Origin of the sequence: Belliella aquatica, assembly GCF_014637795.1 — a bacterium.
GTDB lineage: Bacteria > Bacteroidota > Bacteroidia > Cytophagales > Cyclobacteriaceae > Belliella > Belliella aquatica.
Map to the genome: position 1 here is coordinate 1 of NZ_BMFD01000023.1, position 17,585 is coordinate 17,585.

Below are 17,585 nucleotides of genomic sequence, written 5' to 3' on the forward strand. Positions count from 1 at the left end.
ACACCCGGGAGAGTAGGTCGCCGCCACATTATTCAGACCCTTTGGTTCAAGCCAAAGGGTCTTTTTGCGTTTAATACCTTTGAAAATAATAGATAAAAGACTTGGGACAAGAGATGTGAGACAAAAGATACAAGATACAAGACTTGGCTTCTCTGCGAATGATGCTTTTACTCTTAAAACCTTTTAAACTTTTTAACCTAATCACTCAATCACTTAATTAACGCTTAACCTTTAAACTTTACAATTTTCCAACTTTCCAACAACTAGACTCTTTTTAAGCCAACTTTAAATCCTTTTCCTTTATTCCAATTCAATTCTTTTTATCAAAAAAGTGCTACAATAAAATTAGATTAGCGAGCAATTCATTAATTCTCAATTTCATTTTTAAGGAATATTATTGCAGTTTTGCACAAACAATTTTCTTCATGGCAATTTTATTGAAATCCCTCCAATTAATAAACGCTGAAAAAATACATCCTGCACAAGATTATCTTATAAAGGATGGGGAGGTTATTCTTGCTCACAACAGTAGTGGTTTGGATAGCGGTGATAATACAGAAGAGATCGATTGCACAGGATTATTAGGGTCTGCTGGGTGGATTGATTTAAGGTGTATGATGGGTGAGCCTGGATTAGAATATAAGGAGACGATACAAAGTCTTGGAGACGTCCTAGCTTCAAGCGGATTTACCAAAGCAGTGGTTATGCCTAATACCATACCTGCGCTTCAGTCTAAAAATGAGATTCAATATGTGAAAGCAAAGGCATCAAAACTTTTTACTGAATTGATCATCCAAGCAGCTGCTACAAGAGATAACAAAGGAGAAGATTTTACTGAGATTCTAGATATCAATAATGAAGGTGTATTTGTATTTGGAGATGGAGTTAGTCCTTTGTCAAATCCAGATAGACTGATGAAAATCTTGCAATATCTCCAAAAGTTTGATGGAATATTGTTTGATCATTCTTATGATCCTTTGCTAGCTCTATTTGGTCAAATGCACGAAGGAGATGTATCTACTCGAGTAGGGATGAAAGGTATTCCTAATCTTTCAGAAGAAATTGCTATTCAACGAAATATTGAAATTTTAAAATATACTGGTGGTAGAATGCATCTACAAACAATAAGTTCTGCCAAATCTGTTGATCTTATTAGGCAAGCCAAAAAGGATGGTCTAGATATCACTGCGGATGTATCAATTTATCAACTGATTTTCTCAGATGCTGATCTTAATAGTTTTGATGCAAACCTCAAAGTAATTCCTCCTTTCAGAAGTACTGCAGATCGAAAAGTGTTAATAGAAGGCTTAATGGATGGTACAATTGATGCAATTGTCTCCAATCATCAACCGCAGGATTTTGACTCCAAGCATATGGAGTTTGACTTGGCTTCATTTGGAATGATTGGAATTCAAAGTTTCCTTCCAGCTATGGTTTTATTAGCTGAGGAATTGACTTGGCCTTTATTGATTCAAAAAATCACGCAAGGGCCTGCTCATGTTTTAAAACTTGAAAATTCAAAAATCAATAATTTGACAATTTTTGATCCTAGTGAAAAATGGTTTTTTGATCAAAAAAGTAATATGTCCCTATCAAAAAATACTCCTTGGTTTGGTAAAGAACTCATGGGGAAAGTAAAATATTCTTTTAATGGCTCACAATTCAAACGAATTTAAATGAACAAAAAGCTTCTTTCATCATACAAATTTGGATTAATTGGTGGTGCTTTTTGTATAGCAGCATTTGTAGTATTCAAGCTCATTGGAATGGACCCTACCAAACTGAGTATGCTTTTCGGATATTTTTTGATTCCTTTTTTCTTATTTATAGGAATTAGATTTTATAGAAATCAAGTCAATCAAGGGTTATTAAGTTTCTCTGAGGGGATGTCTATTGGGTTTTTGATTTATTCCATCACCGGATTGGTATCTGGACTTGGGATTTGGGTTATCCTGATATTTTCTTCCTCACTTTATGAAGAGATTAAAACCAAAAAGATTGAAATACTTACCGAAAACAAGGATTTGATCGTAGAACAAATGGGTGTTGAATCTTATGATGTAACATACCAAAGTCTTTTAGAAATGACAGCTCTTGACATCGCTACAAATGATTTTATTTGGAAAATTATCCCTGGACTGTTTTTTACAATAATTATTTCTATAATTTTAAGACGAAATTTTAAATAACCACAAATATGGAAGAAAAACTTACTTTAGGAGACTCTGTTAAAAAATGGGGTCTTATTTACGGTCTTATTGGATTGATCGTCGCATTGTTGTCTGCTATTTTTGATATTCAAGCAATGGGCATGGCTGGATCTATTATTTCGAGCTTAGTAAATATCGGGGTAGCATTTGCGATTTATTTTCTAGCAACAAAGGAATACCGAGAATCAAATGATGGGATGTTGTCATTTGGTCAGGGCTTCAAAATTGTAGCTTTGGTAGGTCTATTAGGTGGTGCAATCAGAGCATTTGGATTTTATGTTTACATCAAATTCATTGATTCTACATTTATGGATCGAGTTCTGGAAGCTCAAATACAAGCACAAGAAAATATGGGAGCATCTTATGACCCAGATGCTGTACCTGAATTTATGAAGTTTTTCCAGACAGCAGAGTTTATGGGGATAGCTTCTTTAATTGGCGCCATATTTGGCTTTTTGATTCTTGGCCTAATTGCAGTAGCGGTTAACAAAAGAACAGAAGATTACTAAAAAATAAAATGATTCAGATTTCCGTGATAGTGCCTGTTTTTAATGAACAGGATTCTTTACCAGAATTGAATAATTGGATTAGCCGGGTCATGATTGACCACGGCTTTTCTTATGAAATCCTATATGTAAATGATGGGAGTACTGACGATTCATGGAAAGTAATTTCTGAATTATCTTTAGTCGACAAAAATGTTAAGGCCGTCAATTTCACTCGAAATTATGGAAAATCCGCGGCTTTGGATATGGGTTTTAGTAGATCTAGTGGAGAAGTGGTGATTACCATGGATGCAGATTTGCAAGATAGTCCAGACGAAATCCCCGGCTTATATGAAATGATTACAAAGGGGAATTTTGATGTGGTATCTGGCTGGAAGAAAAAACGCTACGATCCCATTTCTAAAACTATCCCATCTAAATTTTTCAATGGAGTTACCCGATGGATATCTGGCATTAAGTTGCATGATTTCAATTGTGGATTGAAAGCCTACAAACAAAAAGTTATAAAGAATATCCACATCTACGGAGAAATGCATAGGTATATTCCCTTGATTGCAAAGTGGAATGGGTTTGCCAAAATTGGTGAAAAAGTAGTTGAGCATAGACCTAGGAAATACGGTGAGACAAAATTTGGAATTGAGAGATTCTTGAATGGCTTTTTAGATTTGATTTCTGTTTCTTTTGTGAATCGTTACAAAAAGAAACCGATGCATTTCTTTGGACTGCTTGGTACGATTTCCTTTTCTTCGGGATTTCTAATCACTTTATGGCTAATTTTCCAAAAAGTATATGGTCTATATCAAGGTGTAAAGGTCAGAGAGATCACTGAACAGCCTTTGTTTTTCTTGGCATTGGTCGCTTTGATTGTTGGAGTACAGCTTTTTTTGACTGGATTTATGGCTGAAATGATGACTTCAAATAGTTCACGAAAAGCTGATTATAACATCAGTGAGCAAATCAATTTAGAAGACTGATGTACTTTTCAGTTATCATACCTGTTTTTAACAGACCTAGTGAGATTAAAGATCTTCTTCAAAGTCTTTCCCAGCAGGATTACAATAATTTCGAAGTGGTAATTGTTGAAGATGGTTCTGAAATTATTTGTAAAGGTGTGGTAGATGAATTCAAGAGTAGATTGGAAATTCAATATTTCTACATTCCTAATGCTGGACAAGGTTTTGCTAGGAATTTTGGGATGCGAAAAGCGAAAGGCGAGTTTTTTGTGCTTTTTGATTCGGATTGTATAATTCCTCAAAGCTTTCTTTCCAGCCTCTTTAATGCAATTCAGAAGAGAAATCTTGATGCTTATGGAGGTCCTGATACAGCTGATAGTAATTTTTCAATTTTACAAAAAGCTATGAATTATAGCATGACCTCTATTCTTACCACAGGAGGAATTCGCGGAAAACTGAAAGATAAAAGTAAATATCAAGCTCGTGGCTACAACATGGGGCTTTCAAAAGTTGCGTTTTTAAAATCTCAAGGTTTCGTTGATCCAAATAAAGGAGAAGATATAGAATTGAGTATTCGGCTTAAAAAGATGGGTTTTAAACTTGAGTTGGTTGAAGAAGCTTATGTATATCATAATCGAAAAAATACAATATGGAGTTTTTTCAAGCAGGGATTTTCCTTTGGGCAAAATAGGATCAATGTGAGTAGGTATCATTCAGGAGCCTTGAAGATTGTCCATTTTATGCCCTTAGCATTTTTGCTTTATTGGCTTATGTTATTGTTTAGCATTTTAGTTTTTCCAATCACCAATCTCTTTTTGCTTTTAGGGATATTGATTTTTGCAAGTTGGAAAATTGCTGTTTTTCTTCATGCTACTTTCCAAAATAAATCAGTTTTGATTGGTTTTCTATCGATCATCACTTCATTTGGTCAGCTAAGTGCTTATGGATTGGGATTGATGATGGAAGGCATCAAAAAAATCTTCAAAGGTTAGCCTTTAGTACAGTAAAAGATGATTTCATTTACTGGAAGTGCGTGTTTTTGAATTTTAGTTTCCTCCAAAGTTTTTACAAAACGGTCTTCTTTGACATTCAATCCTGATTTACTAAGTCTTTTAGCATAATCATTTCCATATTTTCGAACATGATCTCTTTGTCCAAACATCCTCTCTCGTTCGGCTGGATCAGTTATAGATTTGTCTTCAATCGTATTTTCTAAGTCATAGACAGGGGATTGAATGATTCCCCAGCCATCATTTTTCAGGACGCGATTGATTTCTTTACAGGCCAATATATCATCATCTACATGTTCCATGACATGGTTACAGAAAACTACGTCGAATGAATTGTCCTCAAAAGGAATTTGATGCACATCCATTTTGACTTTTGCTAGTGGAGATTCGATATCTCCTGTGATGTATTCCAAATTCGGTAGAGAATCCATTCTATCAATAAAGCAAAGTTCAGGAGCGATATGGAGCACTTTTAATTTACCATTGAAGAAATTAGTCTTTTCTTGCAAGAAAAGCCACATCAATCGATGTCGCTCTAGCGCAAGACAATTTGGGCAGAGGGCATTTTCTCTTGCCTTTCGCCCATAGGGGAGAAATTTACGAAATTGATGATCACATACATTACACATCACATCATGACCTTTGTAAAAGATAGCGAGGACGCGTAAAAAAAAATGGGAAACCAATTGGAGATACTTTCTTGGGATGTATCGGATTACAAAGCTGATAATGGATTTCATGAAATATTAAGGCAATTATATTTTTAAATTATTTCAATTTTTGTTCAATCTCTTGCAATTTAAGCATTGTGGCTTCAAAGATATCTAAGATTCAGTAATCTTTAGGAGTAGTGTGGACTTTTATGTTAGTGGTGCTATTAAATGGTCATTGGGCAAATTTTGAAAATCCAAAAGTCTAACTTTGTATATCAAAAATACCATAATTAGCAATGAAAAATAAAAAGATATATATAGGATTGGCAGTGACTTTACTGCTGATGATTGTGATTTGGAAATTCTTCTCAGGGTCTTCTAAGGAGGGTTTTGATATCCTGGCAGATGTAAGAAAAAGTGATTTCAGGGTTGAAATTACTAGTTCAGGAGAACTAGAGGCTTTAAATTCAGTAGAAGTCCTAGGTCCTCTTGAGGCTAGGAGGTTTAGAGTAAATAATATCACCATTGAAAGCATGGTAGATGAAGGGACTTTGGTCAGCAAAGGTGATTTGATTGCTGAATTGGATAAGTCGGAGCTTTTTGGGAGGATAGAAGATCGCCGTTTAGACTTAGAACAAAGTAAAGCTCAGTATGAGCAAATTCAGTTAGATACATCATTGGTTCTTCGTCAGGAGCGCGACAATATGATCAATTTGGAATATATTGTTCAAGAACGAAAGCTAGTTTTAGAGCAGTCACAATTTGAGCCACCTGCGATCATCAAGCAAAACGAGTATAATGTAGAAAAGGCAATTAGAGATCTTGAACAAGCGCAGGATCGATATAAAGTAAAAATTCTACAAGAAAAGGCTAGGATGATTGAAGTAGGTGCAAGAGTCAGAGAGTATGAAAATGAGCTTTCACAAATGCAAGATGTCTTGGAAAAGTTCTCTGTGAGAGCTCCACAGAATGGAATGGTCATCTATCAATCTGGAAGGGGTGGTAAAGTCAAAGAAGGGTCACAGATTAGTGCTTGGAATCCAGTGGTAGCTACTTTACCAGATCTTTCAAGGATGAGGAGTGTCACTTATATAAATGAAGTAGATATAAGGAAAATTAAAATAGGTCAAATTGTGGAAATTGGACTTGATGCATTTCCAGACAAAAGACTAACCGGAACTGTGACAAGAGTAGCTAATATTGGTCAGCAAAGACCTAATTCTGATGCCAAAGTTTTTGAAGTAATGATTGAGGTAAACGAGAGCGACCCTACACTGAGGCCTGCTATGACTACCAGCAATACCATCATTGTCAACAAAATCGAAAACGTAATGCATGTACCATTAGAAGCGATAAACGTCCATAATGATAGCATCAATTATGTCTTCCTTAAAAATGGTGTTAAACAAGAAGTTCTTTTGGGTACAGCTAATTTGAATGATATCATCATTGAAAGCGGTTTGAGTGAAGGAGATAGGGTTTTCTTATCTACTCCAGAATTTGCAAAAGATGCTCCAGTGAAATTACTCGCTGAGCTTGATGGTAAGCGAACGGAAATCTACAATGAAGCTGCAGGTATTGATGAAGGAGAAGAAAAAAAAGCTCCAAATCAAACTAGAAGAAGGAGGGATCAGTGAAAAAACCTATAATAAATGAGAGATTACTAGCGAATTTCTCTATTGCTTTAGAAGCAGTAATAGCGAACAGATTGAGGTCATTTTTGACTGCATTAGGGATAATTTTTGGCGTGGCAGCTGTAATTGCCATGATGGCAATAGGGAATGGCGCTCAGCAAGAAATCCTTGAACAAATCAAATTAGTAGGGGTAAATAATATTGTCATAGAACCAATTTCAGAACAGTTTGAGGAAAATCTAGGTGAAGAGGCAGATTTAGGGAAAGAAAGAAAAAAGTTCTCTCCCGGACTGAGGCTAATTGATATTAAATCAATTGAGAAGAATATCCCTGGAATAGCTAAAATTAGTCCCGAGATAGTTTTGGAAACCAATATAGTCTATGGCGGAGTCAGAAGATCAGCCAAATTGGTTGGAATTACTCCAGCCTACTTCGATGTCCTAGATTTTAAATTAGATGAAGGAAGACTTTTTAGCGAAGCAAATGAAATCAAAGGTGATCCTGTGTGTATTATCGGGAGAGCAGTACAAAGAAAATTTTTCCCAAAAGAAAACCCAATTGGGCGAAAAATCAAGAGTGGAAATCAATGGCTAGAAATCATTGGCATCATGGAAGAGCGCTATGTATCTGAGCAAAGTATATCCAAACTTGGGATTAGAGATTTTAATATGGATGTGTACATTCCCATCCAAAGTATGTTGGTCAGGTTTAAAAATAGAGATCTTGTAACAGGTTATGATTTGGAGGATGAAAGCACTGGACAACAAAATCCAAATTATCATCAAATTGATAAGCTTGTCGTGCAAGTTGCTGAAAGTGAATCATTGAACCCAACTGCTGAAGTAATTTCAAAGCTTTTGTCTCGAAGTCACAATGGTGTTGTGGACTTTGAAATCACCATTCCTGAGCTTCTTTTGAAGCAGCAACAGCGAACCCAAAATATATTTAATATAGTTTTAGGTGCGATTGCTGGCATCTCTCTGTTAGTGGGCGGAATAGGAATTATGAACATCATGTTAGCTTCTGTGATGGAAAGAATAAAAGAAATTGGCCTAAGGCTTTCGTTAGGTGCAAAAAAATCCGATATTGTCAATCAATTCCTATTTGAATCGATTATGATTAGTGTTTCAGGTGGTATTATTGGTGTAATCTTAGGGGTATTGCTCGCTTATGCAGTATCTGTGTTTGGTGATTTCCCTACGGTTGTTTCATTTCCATCTATACTCCTTTCCTTCGGAGTAGCGGCTACAGTCGGTTTAATTTTTGGAATTGCACCTGCCCAAAAAGCAGCAAGTCAAGATCCAATAACTTCTTTAAGATATGAATAGAAAATTAACACTTTGCATCCTAATATTAGGAATTTACCTCTCTACAAATTATTCAGCTTTTTCTCAACAACAATTAGAATATACTCTTGAGGAAATAGTAAATAGAGCTAAAAATCAATCTCCAGCAGCTTTAAGAGCAGAAACTCAAAAAGAAAATAGGTTTTGGCAATATAGTTTTTTCAGGTCCAATTATAATCCTCAATTGAGACTTGGAGGGACAATACCTAGCTATTCTCAATCTTTCAATAATGTAACACAACCTGATGGGACGATTGAATTTAGAGAAGTAAGGCAAAATTTTATGGATGTGAATTTGGGTTTGCAGCAAGTAATTTCGCCGACAGGTGGTAGATTATCAGTTAATACCTCTACAAATCGATTTGATAATTTCCTAGCCACAGGCAATACGCCACAAACGCGATGGAGTGGAGTCCCGGTTAATATTAGACTTGATCAACCAATTTTCGCTTTTAATCCATTTAAATGGGATAAAAAAATCGAACCGCTTTTATTTGAAGAAAGTAAAAGGGAGTTTGTTGAAGAAATGGAAGGAATAAGTAGAATTGTTTCTTCATTATTCTTTGATTACTTGGATGCTCAAGTTAATCTGGAAATTGCGACGAAAAACTTGAAGAATACAGAAGATATTTACAAAATCGAACAAGGGAGATACAATATAGGTACGACCTACGAAGATAAATTGCTTCAGGTACGACTTCAAGTTTTACAAGCACAGCAGCAACTTGCGCAAGCAAGTCTGGATATGCAAGAGCGATCTTTAAGATTAAAGTCTTATGTAGGGCTAAATGAGACAACCGATTTAGTTTTAGTGGCACCAGCGGAGATACCTACCTTTGACGTTCCAGTAGCAGAGGCTATTGACAGGGCATTTCAAAATCGTTCTGAGGCATTGGGGTTTGAAAGAAGAAGATTGGAAGGGGAAGAAAGTGTTGCTCGAGCAAGAGGACAAAGATTCGAAATGAACTTTGGTGCTAGTTATGGTTACAACAATGCGGCATTAATGTGGGGAGATATTTATTCAAACCCTAATACCCAAGCTTTGGTCAACCTTAATTTTTCAGTCCCGATTCTTGATTGGGGAAGAAACAAGGCGAGGATGGGTCAAGCTCAAGCGTCTAAAAAATTGATTGATTATACTGTGGAGCAGGATATGATAAACTTTGAGCAAGAGATTTTTACAAAAGTGAAAAATTTCCAAATGCTGAAAGACAGAATGGAAATCACAAAACTTTCTGATGAAGTAGCCGACAAGAGATATGAAATATCTCTTCAGAGATATCAAAATGGGAATGTGACTATTACCGATTTGAATATTGCACAGCAGGAAAAAGACAGTAACAGACGAGCTTATATCCAATCCTTGAGAGATTACTGGACTGCTTATTATGAAATGCGTGAGTTGACGCTCTATGATTTTGAAAATAAGAAGTTGCTTTATCTTCCTGAAGAAATAGATTAATTAACAATAGAAAAATATTAAAAGACCAAGACTCTAAGAATCTTGGTCTTTTTGCTTTTGTAATCTTTTTGCTTTTTTCAAAGCTTCATAAATGATCCATTCAATCTGCCCATTGGTACTGCGAAACTCATCAGCAGCCCATTTTTCAACGGCCTTCATCAGTTTTTCATCAATTCTTAGAGCGAAGGGTTTTTTAGCTGACATTCTTTTATTCATTAAATAGATAAGACCTCTTCTTCCGACTTCCACGATGCTATAATCTTTTCTATTTCCATATGTTTATGTGTACTGAAAACATACTTTTTATTTTTTGTTTCCACTATAAAGATATGATCTGAGAAATAAATGTAAGCTTTGATTTTTCTTGAAAATCTAACTCCAATTCCGCCATACTCAAGAAGACCATCTGATTTTTTAATATATACATTTTGTAAATCTTCTTTTTTAAACTTAGTCCAATTATTAAAGATTGGAGGATTTCTAAATGCAATGCCATATTCATCCACCCTCAGTTCAAGTCTAATGTTGATGATCAGCAGAAATGCGCTTAGCATTATTGCTCCTATTATCAAAAGCATTTTCCATCCATCTTCACCGAGATTCCCAATGAAATATAAAACTGTGAGTAAGATTAGTGTGGGCAATTCAATCAAAATGATTGCCCACATAACTATGCTTCCACGAAAATCTTGCCTTTCGTTAAGGACCATCTTCTATTGATTCAAAGTTCCAACATTCAATACAGGGCTTGCAGCTCTATCAGAACACAAGACCACCATCAAGTTGCTGACCATAGCTGCTTTTTTCTCCTCTTCAAAGTCTACGATACCCTTCAGCTTTAAGTCCTCCAGTGCCATTTCAACCATTCCAACTGCCCCATCTACAATTTTTCTTCTCGCAGCTACGATGGCTGTTGCTTGTTGTCTTTGCAACATAGCAGAAGCAATTTCAGAAGCATAAGCCAAATGAGAAATTCTTGCTTCGATGACTTTGATACCTGCATGATGCAAGCGCTCTGAAATCTCAGCTTCTAGAGAATGATTGACATCTTCTACACCAGAGCGTAGCGTGATTTCCGCATCCTCAGCTTCAAAATCATCATAAGGATATTTTCCTGCCATTTTTCGTACGGCTGCATCAGACTGAAGATGAATAAAGTTTTCATAATCCTCTACTTCAAAAGTAGCCTTGAAAGTATCTTCTACTTGCCAAACGACAATGGTTCCCACCATAACAGGATTACCTATTTTGTCATTGACTTTAAGCGGCTTGTTTTCAAAATTTCTTACCCGAAGGGAAATTTTGTTTTTGGTCATAAATGGGTTTACCCAAAAAAAGCCATTGGCTTTAACAGTGCCTTTGTATGCTCCGAATAAAATCAGAACCATCGCCTTGTTTGGCTGAAGTGTAAAAAAGCCAGGAAGGATTAATATAAATCCTATAATTGAGAGAAGAGCAAGGACTTTTAATCCAGTTGCGATAGAGAATGCTGCTACTGGTATCAGGGCTATCGCCACCAAAACCATCAAATAGCCAGAGAAAGGTTTTACGATTTTTTCCATATTGATATGATATTAATTTGATATCAATGTAATATACTATAAAAGTTTGACTGAGGTTACGTTTTGTTAAAAAAAATACCCCATCAAGAATTTCTTGATGGGGCTCTTTGTACTTCATAACTAGTACTTGGTACAATTAAGTCAACATCGCTCCATCTACTTGCAGCACTTGACCTGAGATATATGAACTCATATCGGAACCTAAGAATACACAGGCATTTGCCACTTCTTCAGGTTGGCCACCACGTCGCATAGGAATAGCATCTCTCCAACCCTGAACAGTCTTTTCGTCAAGAACTGCAGTCATCTCAGTTTCAATGAAACCTGGTGCTACAGCATTACATCTGATATTTCTAGAACCTAATTCCAAAGCAACTGATTTCGTGAAACCTACAATTCCGGATTTGGAAGCAGCATAGTTTGCCTGGCCAGCATTTCCTTTGATTCCGACTACAGAAGTGATGTTAATGATAGAGCCTGCTTTGGCTTTCATCATGGTTCTCGTAGCAGCTTTGACAGTGTTGAAACAAGATTTGAGGTTGACATTGATGACTTCGTCCCAAGCATCTTCTGTCATTCTCATCAAAAGATTGTCTCTGGTGATTCCAGCGTTATTGATCAAAATGTCTAAGCCACCAAACTCAGAAACTACAGCATTCACCAATTCATCAGCAGCAGCAAAGTTGGAAGCGTCAGATTTATAGCCTTTGGCTTTGATACCAAATGCCGCTAATTCATTTTCCAAAGCTTGTCCTTTTTCAACACTTGACAAATAAGTGAAGGCGATATTGGCACCTTCTTGTGCATATCTGATGGCAATGGCTCTTCCTATACCTTTTGATGCTCCCGTTATCAGAGCTGTTTTTCCGCTTAGTAATCCCATGGTTTAATTTTTATAGTGAAAATCAAAGTTTAAAATTAAGAAAAAAAATTAAAGTCAAGGGAGAATGTGTTCTCGCAAAGTTTGCTAAGGTGCAAAGAAACGCAGAAAGATTTAAGCACGCTGAGACGCAAAGACTGCAATTATGCTTTTGATTTGTAGGATAGAAATGGCTACAGTCCGTTTACTATTCTTTTAATACCGTCTCTTATTAAATTTTCATTGAAATTAATCAATAGTCCAAGTTTGAGGTCTGTCAATTTTAAATATGTCATTACTTGTTTATAATGAACTTTTGAAAGTGTCTCTACAGATTTCAATTCAATTAAAACTTTGTCCTCAACAATCAAATCAGCTCTAAAGGCATTCTCAAATAAAAGTCCTCGCCATCTAACTTCAATAGGAATCTGTCTTTCTATTTTCAAACCTTTATTTTTGAGCTCAAAAGACAAAATATTTTCATAAACACTTTCAAATAAACCAGGTCCTAAGTTTGAATGAATTAAATAACAAGAGTCCAATACTATTTTTGAAATTTCATTTTCATGCATATAAACATATTTTGATTAAAAAATATTCCGATCATGAATTTAACTAAATTCACCCAGTCTTAAAAATTATCCCTACAAACTTCAATTGCTCAGCGTCTTTGTGAGCATTAATTTACCAAAAGACTTAAAAAATCTGTTTAATCATATATTCAAACTTAAATAAATCAACTTCTCTGAGTCTCTGCGTGCACCAACTTCATACATAAACCCTTATACTGAGTTCAAATCACTACAGACATTAATTTGAAAAAAATCTTTTCAATCTTAAAATTATCCCTACAAACTTCAATTTCTCTGCGTCTCTGCGTGCAAAAACATTACCGAGACCTTATTTTTTTCTCTCCTTAAAAAGCTTATTTTTGCATAGCTTATTTGAAAATTAAACCTTAAAAATATGTCTTCAACGAAATATGATGTGATTGTAGTGGGTACTGGTCCTGGGGGGTATGTTGCAGCGATTCGCGCGGCTCAATTGGGTCTCAAAACCGCAGTAGTAGAAGCTGCCGAATTAGGTGGGATTTGCTTAAACTGGGGTTGTATTCCTACCAAAGCATTGATTAAAAGTGCACAGGTATTTGAATATATAAATCATGCGGAAGATTATGGAATCAAAGTGAAAGAAGCTGAGGTGGATTTCAATGCCATGATCAAAAGAAGCCGCGATGTAGCCGGTGGAATGTCCAAAGGCATACAATTTTTGCTCAAAAAGAATAAAATCGATCAACTTTTAGGTTGGGGAAAAGTTCAGCCAGGTAAGAAAGTGGATGTTGAGGACAAGGATGGTAAGAAAACTACCTATTCTGCTGACCATATTATCATTGCCACAGGAGGTAGAGCTAGAGAGCTTCCTGCTTTGAAGATCGACAATGAGAAAATCATCGGGTACAGAAAAGCAATGACCTTGGATTCAAAACCATCCAAAATGGTTGTTGTAGGTTCTGGAGCCATTGGGGTTGAATTTGCCTATGTGTACAATTCTATCGGCGTGGAAGTGACTATCGTAGAGTTTTTGGATAGAATCGTCCCTAACGAAGATGAAGAAGTTTCTAAAGCTTTGGAGAAAATCTATAAAAAAGCAGGTGTCAAAATCATGACGAGCACGGAAGTGACTGCTGTAGATACGAAAGGCAAAGGTTGCAAAGTAACCGTAAAAGATAAAAAAGGAGCTGAATCGACTATAGAATGTGACGTTGTCCTTTCTGCTGTGGGTGTTGTTTCTAATATTGAAAACATCGGGTTAGAAGATGTTGGTATTTTGGTAGAAAGAGGTAAGATCAAAACTGACGAATTCTACAAAACCAATATGCCAGGTTACTATGCAATCGGCGATGTGGTAGCAGGTCCAGCATTGGCTCACGTAGCATCTGCCGAAGGAATTATTTGTGTGGAGAAAATCGCAGGTCACCATCCTGAAGCTTTGGATTACAACAACATTCCGGGATGTACTTATTGTATTCCTGAAATTTCATCCGTTGGCTATACAGAGGCGCAAGCTAAAGAAGCAGGGTATGAATTGAAAGTTGGTAAATTCCCATTCTCAGCATCTGGAAAAGCGTCAGCTGCCGGAGCAAAAGATGGGTTTGTTAAATTGATCTTTGATGCAAAATATGGAGAACTTCTCGGAGCTCACATGATTGGAGCAAATGTTACAGAGATGATCGCCGAAATCGTAGCTGTAAGAAAGCTAGAGACTACAGGAATGGATCTTGTAAAGACAGTTCATCCACACCCAACCATGTCAGAAGCTATCATGGAAGCTGCTGCTGCAGCCTATGGAGAGGTGATACATTTGTAATTTAGAAGAATAAATTTTAATATTATGAGCACAAGACGAAAACAATTGTCTTGTGCTTTCTTTTTATAGAATAGTTAACATTATTAAAAGGCAACTTTTGGAAGAAGAACAGTTGATAGCAGGACTAAGAGCGCAAGACCGCAAGACGGTGGAGTATTTGTATGACAAATATTCGAGAGCACTCTTTGCCGTGATTTCCAGAATTATCATTGATAAAGATATTGCAGAGGAAGTTTTCCATGATGCCTTTATCAAGATAACAAGAAAAATAGACGGCTATGATGAATCGAAGGGAAGGCTTTATACCTGGATGGCAAACATCTGTCGCAACTCCGCGATAGATAAAACCAGGTCAAAAGAATTTTCTAAGAGCAGTAAGACCAATACGATAGATGACTTCGTATATGGACTTGAAAGCGCATCGGGAACTTTGGAACAAGTTGACGGAATTGGAGTCAAAGAGCTCTTGACCGTCCTCAACGAGGAACAAAGGTTTGTGATAGAATGTATTTACTTTAAAGGGTACACACATTCTGAAGTCTCAGAGGAATATGACATTCCTCTTGGTACGGTAAAATCACGTATTCGAGCAGCTGTAAATGTGTTAAAAAAGAACTTAGAGAAAATTTAGTGGATATACAAGCATATATATCGTCTGGGAAACTCGAACTCTTTGTATTAGGAGAGTTGAGTGTGCGGGAGCAGGAAGAAGTCATGCAAATGGCGAAACAATATCCTGAAATCAAGCAAGAACTTGATCAGATTGAAGAGGCCATGTTTGCGTTTGACAACATGGTAGGGCAAGCTCCTTCTGAAACTGTGAAAAGTAAGGTTTTGGATACTTGGGACAAGGAAGTGAAAACCACTTCTAAGAAGCAGGGATCTCCAAAAGAAGAAACAAAAGTGGTAGCCATGCAGCCTTGGAAAACTTACGCAGCCGCCGCATCTATTGTGGCAGTAGTTGCATCTGTTTTTGCGGTTTACTTTGCGACTTGTTATTATGATGTGGATGAAAAATTCACAGCTATGGTAAATGAAAGATCAGTCTTGGCTGAAGAGTTGGATAAATATAAAGTCAACTACGAGCAAACGGATGCGCAATTGGAGACACTTCTAACAGGTAATTTCGAAAGGGTACCGATGAAAGGAGATGGCTTTGAAATGCAGAAGGATGCGCAAGTTGATGTATGGTGGGATAAAGGTGCAGAAAGTGTCTTTATTTCTGTAAACACGCTGAATGAATTGGATGAAAACTCTGACTACCAACTTTGGGCAATCGGTGACGACGGTCCTGTGGGTATAGGATTAGTCAATGCAGAACAAAAGTTCAGCTTGCAACAAATGCAAGCTGTGGCAGCAGCAGGAGCTTTTGCCATTACCATCGAACCAAAAGGAGGTAGCGAAAGCCCAACTTTAGAGAAACTGGTAGTCTTGGGACCTGTGGCTTAAAGTAATTAAATTTTTACATGAAAAGCCGACGCTTGCGTCGGCTTTTTTATTTGTAAAATATTGGAAATGAATGCTTTTAAATTAAAAACTAAGAAAAATCTTGACAACTATTGTTTTTTTTTTCTATGATTGTTTTAATCAATTTTACCGGTATCTTTTTGATTAGGTTTCATGATCCTGCCTGCGTTTTGCAATGGGTCTTAAATTTTAATAGTTATGAAAAGAATAATTATAAGTTTTGCTCTATTATTTACAATTGTTTTTTTAGGATTTTCTGAAGACTCCTGTGGTGACGGATGGAAAGGAGAATTAGCAGAACAAGATCAAGGTTGGTGTTCAAAAGTTAGAGTTGGTGAGTCTGATTTTTATGTTATTAAATGTTCCAAAAGTGTAACCCCAGATAAAATGACAATTGAAAACCAGTGTTGGATTGATTTAATTATTGAATAATGCGATTTATATATTTAGTAATTTTTTCATGTTTCATTCAAAGTTGCGGTAAATCAACTGGTCAGTTCGATGGCGATGTTTCATTTATTGATGACTTGGTGTTTGAGCAGGAGTTAAGGCTGAAATTGGATGATGAAACTTCCTCTTACAATCTAAATATGATTCATTATGATCGATTTAATGATGAAATCCTTATTCTCCCTCAAGGGGTAAATGCAATCAAGAGATTTTCACCAGAGACAGGAGAGATGCTAGGTCAGATACTTCTAGACGTCCAAGGCCCTAATGGGGTAGGAAAAGTACGAGCCTTAAACTATGTATTAGAAGCACGCTCTGCTAATGAGTTGATCTTATACTCTAGTGATCAAGGTACTTTTTCTTTGATCAACAGGTTTGGAAAGGTTTTAAAAAGAATTCGACTAAAAGATTATGCTAAAGTTTTGCCATATATCGATCATTTTTCAAAGATCTTGGTAAGGGATGGGTTAGTTTATTTTTACAATAATGGAGGCACCTTTGATCCGGAAGATGGAAGTTATTACAAGGTGGATTTTGATAAAGAGGAGCTCAAACCTTTAAACATGAATTACACTTCAGTAATGGACCCAGGATATCACATACCCTTATATTATGAATTGACAAATACTTTAAGTCTAAATGGAGAGATTATTACGCATTTTCCATTAAATGATACTTTATATTTTTGGAAAGATGGAGCAGAAGCTAAAAAATATCTCGATTTTTGGCCATCTGCTGGGCAAGATTTTCCTAAGAGTAAAATGGAGTATGAAGAGTTGTCTGGTAAATGGGGGGAACTGGTTTATCATGGTTCATTCCGGTATTTTTACAATATTCGAGTGATGCCAGAAGCGTCAAGTTATCTCGTGGTTGGAAATGTAGGGGATGAATTGTTGGAAAATGGAGAAAAAAAATCGAATGGAAGCGTGGTTTTCATTCTGGATAAGAATTTCCAACCAATCGCCAAGTCCTTTAGGGAAAGTGACTTTTATCAATATCATCTGGTTCGTGGAAATACCGTCCTGTTGGCAAGTCTGAAGAAATTGAAGTCCGAAGATGAATTGGTATTTGATGTATTGGCCTTGCCAAAGTGAAAACTTACCATT

19 protein-coding genes are annotated in these 17,585 nt (G+C 36.4%); 13 read left to right on the forward strand and 6 right to left on the reverse strand.

Features of this window, described 5'->3' with window-relative positions; all coding sequences use genetic code 11:
- Positions 1-425 precede the first annotated feature (425 nt).
- From IEV57_RS17980 to IEV57_RS18000, 5 genes are read left to right on the forward strand one after another with little or no spacing between them, the layout of a single operon-like run.
- Positions 426-1,676 (forward strand): dihydroorotase, encoded by a 1,251-nt coding sequence (locus IEV57_RS17980; protein WP_188444428.1) that lies wholly within the window; start codon positions 426-428, stop codon positions 1,674-1,676.
- Positions 1,677-2,189: a DUF4199 domain-containing protein gene (locus IEV57_RS17985; protein WP_188444429.1), complete on the forward strand. Its 513-nt coding sequence runs from the start codon at positions 1,677-1,679 to the stop codon at positions 2,187-2,189.
- 8 nt (positions 2,190-2,197) lie between these two features.
- On the forward strand, positions 2,198-2,719 hold the full coding sequence (locus tag IEV57_RS17990) for a DUF4199 domain-containing protein (RefSeq protein WP_188444430.1): 522 nt from the start codon (positions 2,198-2,200) through the stop codon (positions 2,717-2,719).
- An 8-nt stretch (positions 2,720-2,727) separates the two neighbouring features.
- Positions 2,728-3,690 (forward strand): glycosyltransferase family 2 protein, encoded by a 963-nt coding sequence (locus tag IEV57_RS17995; RefSeq protein ID WP_188444431.1) that lies wholly within the window; start codon positions 2,728-2,730, stop codon positions 3,688-3,690.
- On the forward strand, positions 3,690-4,661 hold the full coding sequence (locus IEV57_RS18000) for a glycosyltransferase family 2 protein (protein ID WP_188444432.1): 972 nt from the start codon (positions 3,690-3,692) through the stop codon (positions 4,659-4,661). The genes IEV57_RS17995 and IEV57_RS18000 overlap by 1 nt, the downstream gene beginning before the upstream one ends.
- On the opposite strand, the gene IEV57_RS18005 is transcribed toward IEV57_RS18000, so the two are convergent.
- Positions 4,658-5,419, reverse strand: a complete 762-nt coding sequence (locus IEV57_RS18005; protein ID WP_188444433.1) for a class I SAM-dependent methyltransferase — start codon at positions 5,417-5,419, stop codon at positions 4,658-4,660. The genes IEV57_RS18000 and IEV57_RS18005 overlap by 4 nt on opposite strands.
- Positions 5,420-5,628: 209 nt before the next feature.
- On the opposite strand from IEV57_RS18005, the gene IEV57_RS18010 reads away from it, so the two are divergent.
- Genes IEV57_RS18010 through IEV57_RS18020 form a run of 3 tightly spaced genes read left to right on the forward strand, consistent with a single transcriptional unit; the run spans position 5,629 to position 9,774 of the window.
- Positions 5,629-6,969, forward strand: a complete 1,341-nt coding sequence (locus IEV57_RS18010; protein ID WP_188444434.1) for an efflux RND transporter periplasmic adaptor subunit — start codon at positions 5,629-5,631, stop codon at positions 6,967-6,969.
- A complete protein-coding gene (locus IEV57_RS18015) occupies positions 6,966-8,294 on the forward strand; it encodes an ABC transporter permease (protein WP_229744565.1) in 1,329 nt (442 codons plus the stop codon). Before IEV57_RS18010 ends, IEV57_RS18015 begins: the two co-directional genes overlap by 4 nt.
- The gene (locus tag IEV57_RS18020) at positions 8,287-9,774 is read left to right on the forward strand and encodes a TolC family protein (RefSeq protein WP_188444435.1); all 1,488 of its coding nucleotides are present in this window, start codon (positions 8,287-8,289) and stop codon (positions 9,772-9,774) included. Before IEV57_RS18015 ends, IEV57_RS18020 begins: the two co-directional genes overlap by 8 nt.
- Before the next feature lie 33 nt (positions 9,775-9,807).
- Here the strand turns inward: IEV57_RS18020 and IEV57_RS18025 are convergent, their stop codons facing one another.
- From IEV57_RS18025 to IEV57_RS18045, 5 genes are all read right to left on the reverse strand, one after another.
- Entirely contained in the window at positions 9,808-9,978 is a 171-nt protein-coding gene (locus tag IEV57_RS18025; protein ID WP_188444436.1) for a type II toxin-antitoxin system antitoxin, read from the reverse strand.
- Between the two features lie 11 nt (positions 9,979-9,989).
- Complete coding sequence (locus IEV57_RS18030; RefSeq protein WP_188444437.1) at positions 9,990-10,484, reverse strand: hypothetical protein; 495 nt, start codon at positions 10,482-10,484, stop codon at positions 9,990-9,992.
- A gap of 3 nt (positions 10,485-10,487) precedes the next feature.
- Positions 10,488-11,336 (reverse strand): SPFH domain-containing protein, encoded by an 849-nt coding sequence (locus tag IEV57_RS18035; protein ID WP_188444438.1) that lies wholly within the window; start codon positions 11,334-11,336, stop codon positions 10,488-10,490.
- A 136-nt stretch (positions 11,337-11,472) separates the two neighbouring features.
- Entirely contained in the window at positions 11,473-12,219 is a 747-nt protein-coding gene (fabG, locus tag IEV57_RS18040) for a 3-oxoacyl-[acyl-carrier-protein] reductase (protein WP_188444439.1), read from the reverse strand.
- 170 nt (positions 12,220-12,389) lie between these two features.
- Positions 12,390-12,767, reverse strand: coding sequence for a GxxExxY protein (locus IEV57_RS18045; protein WP_188444440.1), 378 nt, complete (start codon positions 12,765-12,767; stop codon positions 12,390-12,392).
- A gap of 394 nt (positions 12,768-13,161) precedes the next feature.
- Between IEV57_RS18045 and lpdA the strand changes: the two genes are divergently transcribed.
- The 5 genes from lpdA (at position 13,162) to IEV57_RS18070 (ending at position 17,573) form a co-directional block, all read left to right on the forward strand.
- Positions 13,162-14,562: a dihydrolipoyl dehydrogenase gene (gene lpdA / locus IEV57_RS18050; RefSeq protein ID WP_188444441.1), complete on the forward strand. Its 1,401-nt coding sequence runs from the start codon at positions 13,162-13,164 to the stop codon at positions 14,560-14,562.
- 97 nt (positions 14,563-14,659) lie between these two features.
- Positions 14,660-15,193: an RNA polymerase sigma factor gene (locus IEV57_RS18055; protein ID WP_188444442.1), complete on the forward strand. Its 534-nt coding sequence runs from the start codon at positions 14,660-14,662 to the stop codon at positions 15,191-15,193.
- A complete protein-coding gene (locus IEV57_RS18060; RefSeq protein WP_188444443.1) occupies positions 15,193-16,011 on the forward strand; it encodes an anti-sigma factor in 819 nt (272 codons plus the stop codon). The genes IEV57_RS18055 and IEV57_RS18060 overlap by 1 nt, the downstream gene beginning before the upstream one ends.
- A 216-nt stretch (positions 16,012-16,227) precedes the next feature.
- A complete protein-coding gene (locus tag IEV57_RS18065; RefSeq protein WP_188444444.1) occupies positions 16,228-16,461 on the forward strand; it encodes a hypothetical protein in 234 nt (77 codons plus the stop codon).
- Positions 16,461-17,573 carry a DUF4221 family protein gene (locus IEV57_RS18070; protein WP_188444445.1) on the forward strand — a complete coding sequence of 371 codons (1,113 nt, stop codon included), beginning with the start codon at positions 16,461-16,463 and terminating at the stop codon, positions 17,571-17,573. The genes IEV57_RS18065 and IEV57_RS18070 overlap by 1 nt, the downstream gene beginning before the upstream one ends.
- Positions 17,574-17,585 lie beyond the last annotated feature (12 nt).

Excerpts from the sequence above, each read along its gene's own strand:
- IEV57_RS18000 (WP_188444432.1), top strand. The coding sequence starts at position 3,690 with ATGTACTTTTCAGTTATCATACCTGTTTTTAACAGACCTAGTGAGATT.
- IEV57_RS18030 (WP_188444437.1), bottom strand. The coding sequence starts at position 10,484 with ATGGTCCTTAACGAAAGGCAAGATTTTCGTGGAAGCATAGTTATGTGG.
- IEV57_RS17995 (WP_188444431.1), top strand. The coding sequence starts at position 2,728 with ATGATTCAGATTTCCGTGATAGTGCCTGTTTTTAATGAACAGGATTCT.
- IEV57_RS18005 (WP_188444433.1), bottom strand. The coding sequence starts at position 5,419 with ATGAAATCCATTATCAGCTTTGTAATCCGATACATCCCAAGAAAGTAT.
- IEV57_RS18070 (WP_188444445.1), top strand. The coding sequence starts at position 16,461 with ATGCGATTTATATATTTAGTAATTTTTTCATGTTTCATTCAAAGTTGC.
- IEV57_RS18065 (WP_188444444.1), top strand. The coding sequence starts at position 16,228 with ATGAAAAGAATAATTATAAGTTTTGCTCTATTATTTACAATTGTTTTT.
- lpdA (WP_188444441.1), top strand. The coding sequence starts at position 13,162 with ATGTCTTCAACGAAATATGATGTGATTGTAGTGGGTACTGGTCCTGGG.
- IEV57_RS18035 (WP_188444438.1), bottom strand. The coding sequence starts at position 11,336 with ATGGAAAAAATCGTAAAACCTTTCTCTGGCTATTTGATGGTTTTGGTG.
- IEV57_RS18025 (WP_188444436.1), bottom strand. The coding sequence starts at position 9,978 with ATGTCAGCTAAAAAACCCTTCGCTCTAAGAATTGATGAAAAACTGATG.
- IEV57_RS17985 (WP_188444429.1), top strand. The coding sequence starts at position 1,677 with ATGAACAAAAAGCTTCTTTCATCATACAAATTTGGATTAATTGGTGGT.
- IEV57_RS18045 (WP_188444440.1), bottom strand. The coding sequence starts at position 12,767 with ATGCATGAAAATGAAATTTCAAAAATAGTATTGGACTCTTGTTATTTA.
- IEV57_RS17990 (WP_188444430.1), top strand. The coding sequence starts at position 2,198 with ATGGAAGAAAAACTTACTTTAGGAGACTCTGTTAAAAAATGGGGTCTT.
- IEV57_RS18020 (WP_188444435.1), top strand. The coding sequence starts at position 8,287 with ATGAATAGAAAATTAACACTTTGCATCCTAATATTAGGAATTTACCTC.
- IEV57_RS18010 (WP_188444434.1), top strand. The coding sequence starts at position 5,629 with ATGAAAAATAAAAAGATATATATAGGATTGGCAGTGACTTTACTGCTG.
- fabG (WP_188444439.1), bottom strand. The coding sequence starts at position 12,219 with ATGGGATTACTAAGCGGAAAAACAGCTCTGATAACGGGAGCATCAAAA.
- IEV57_RS17980 (WP_188444428.1), top strand. The coding sequence starts at position 426 with ATGGCAATTTTATTGAAATCCCTCCAATTAATAAACGCTGAAAAAATA.